Annotated in this window: 3 protein-coding genes; all 3 read left to right on the plus strand. The window is 51.8% G+C overall.

Features of this window, described 5'->3' with window-relative positions; all coding sequences use genetic code 11:
- A partial coding sequence (locus tag NMK_RS18550) for a hypothetical protein (protein ID WP_181376293.1) occupies window positions 1–795 on the plus strand: 795 nt, incomplete at its 5' end.
- 3 nt (window positions 796–798) lie between these two features.
- Entirely contained in the window at window positions 799–1,113 is a 315-nt protein-coding gene (locus NMK_RS13890) for a DUF5455 family protein (RefSeq protein WP_109016369.1), read from the plus strand.
- 2 nt (window positions 1,114–1,115) lie between these two features.
- Complete coding sequence (locus NMK_RS13895; protein WP_109016370.1) at window positions 1,116–1,970, plus strand: zonular occludens toxin domain-containing protein; 855 nt, start codon at window positions 1,116–1,118, stop codon at window positions 1,968–1,970.
- Window positions 1,971–2,176: the final 206 nt, after the last annotated feature.

The following is a 2,176-nucleotide window of genomic DNA, read 5'->3' on the forward strand; positions in this document are numbered from 1 at the left end:
GCCCCAAACCAGACTTGTACACTAACTAATGCCGCTCAAGTCGCCCGACCGGCTGACGGCATCTGTACCATTGCCCGATCTGGCACAAGCTATACGGCTGACGCAGCCGATCCCGACTGTGCAGCCAATACTAAAACCACCGTTGCAAGCCCAAAAGTAACCAACCAGGATGCTGGCGGGAAACAGGAAGTCACAGCCAATTCGGACGGTTCCACGACCATTACCACCAATATTTATAATTACAACAACAACACCACAACAACCACTGTCATTAATTATGATTCCTCTGGCAAAGTCACGGGTGTCAACGGCCAGACTACACAAGGCATAGGTACTGCTGGCTCAACTTCCTCGCCTGCGCCTGCTGCAACCGATACTTCCAACCTTGCTACGCACTCCGATGTTAATGGCGTCACCTCAGCCATTAATGCAGCTGCATCCACTGCTCACACTGACGCCACTGATATCAAGGGAAAACTTAACGTAGACGGCACTACTGGCAACGGCGACCAGACTTATGGACAGCAGGCCGCTCATATCCCATCGACCTACGTAGTAGACCAGATCAACAACACTCAGTCTGATGAGACTGAGGGCATGTTTCAGGAAGTTGCAAACTTGCTAACGCCCTTCATCCCAACACCGGGCAGCTGTACCCCATGGACGGGACAGATTCTTACCCGTTCCTTTAGCTTCAACTGGTGTCCCTACATAGAAATGATTATGCAGGTCATAGGCTGGATAACTGCTCTTCTTTCCATATTCCAAGTGTTTCGTATCACTACGGAGGAATAAATCATGCAACTTATATTTGTCCTACTCGGCAATCTCTTTGGTGCTTTTATCGAACTCGTCGGCCGAAAAGGTCTTATCAGTGGTGCCACTATCGTTGCCTTCCTAGCTGTTACCGCAGCCTTCATTGTCTGTATGAAACAGTTTATTGCCATCATTGCCGCTACCATTCTGATGCCTGCGTGGCTGAGCGCTTTCCTCGGGATGTTCGTGCCATCGAACGCGGTCGGCTGTGTCAGTGCGATACTTAGCGCCAAGACCTGCAAGGCCGCGTATCGCTTCGCAATGCGCAAGATCAACGCCCTCAATACGGCAGCTTGATCATGGCCGTCTACTTTGTTACCGGAAAACTCGGAGCAGGTAAGTCCCTTGCGGCCATTCAACGCATCCGCGATTACGCTGCGAATGGCAACAAGATCGCTGGCAATCTTGATGTTTATCTAGACAAGCTTTGCACCAACCCTAGGTCGAAAGTCTCTTACATTCGCATTCCAGACCGCCCTACAGCCGCCGATCTCTACGCATTAGGGGAGGGCAAGCCTTCGGATGATTATGATGAGGAACATAATGGCCTTCTCGTACTGGATGAACTTGTCACCTGGTTGAATTCACGCAGTTGGAATGACAAGGGCAGAAAAGACCTGATTGACTGGTTTGTCCATGCCCGTAAATTTGGCTGGGACATTATTTTTCTGGTGCAAAGTATTGAGGCCGTTGATAAGCAGCTCATTGATACCTTGATGGAGTATCACGTACCGGTGATTAATCTGTCCAAGATCAACATTCCGGTGATCGGTCGCCTCTACAAACATTTCAACACCAAGGGCAAGCCGCTACGCTTACCCAAGGTTCACATCGCCCATGTGATGTACCTCGACAAGATCAGTGCCGATCGCTGGACGTTTCGCGCCATGGATTTGTATGCCGCCTATGACACGAAGCAGGTCATTAGCGAGAACTACCCGCACGGCCCGCATAGCCAGCTGAGCCGCTGGCACCTCGAGGGCCGTTATTTACCTCCTGAAAACAACCTGCAATGGCGCGATGTTTTGATCTTGCCGGCCGCCTTGCTGATCTACGCCGCTTGCAGACTGTTCCAGCACCCTGTACCAGTCCGTAGCGGGCGATTCGAGTCCGGCTCAGCCGGATTACGTAGACTTGGCGGCTCTGCCGCCTAGACGGAGTTACCCGCGTGCCTCATGAGCTCATGCCGCCCCGAAGCCCGCAGGGTTGCGCCGCCGTCCGGCGCAAGGGTATGAGCTCAGCCGGGAACGTGACGCGGGAAATACTTTACGTGCCAGTTACACGTAAAGTATCGGAAATTTTCTTCCGAAAATAGCCGCAAACAACCTCGCAAAAAAACCGAAAACAACTGCGCATAATG

Origin of the sequence: Novimethylophilus kurashikiensis (genome assembly GCF_003112435.1) — a bacterium.
Classification (GTDB): Bacteria; Pseudomonadota; Gammaproteobacteria; order Burkholderiales; family Methylophilaceae; genus Novimethylophilus; species Novimethylophilus kurashikiensis.

Coding starts and splice junctions, on each gene's coding strand:
- NMK_RS13890 (WP_109016369.1), top strand. CDS start 799: ATGCAACTTATATTTGTCCTACTCGGCAATCTCTTTGGTGCTTTTATC.
- NMK_RS13895 (WP_109016370.1), top strand. CDS start 1,116: ATGGCCGTCTACTTTGTTACCGGAAAACTCGGAGCAGGTAAGTCCCTT.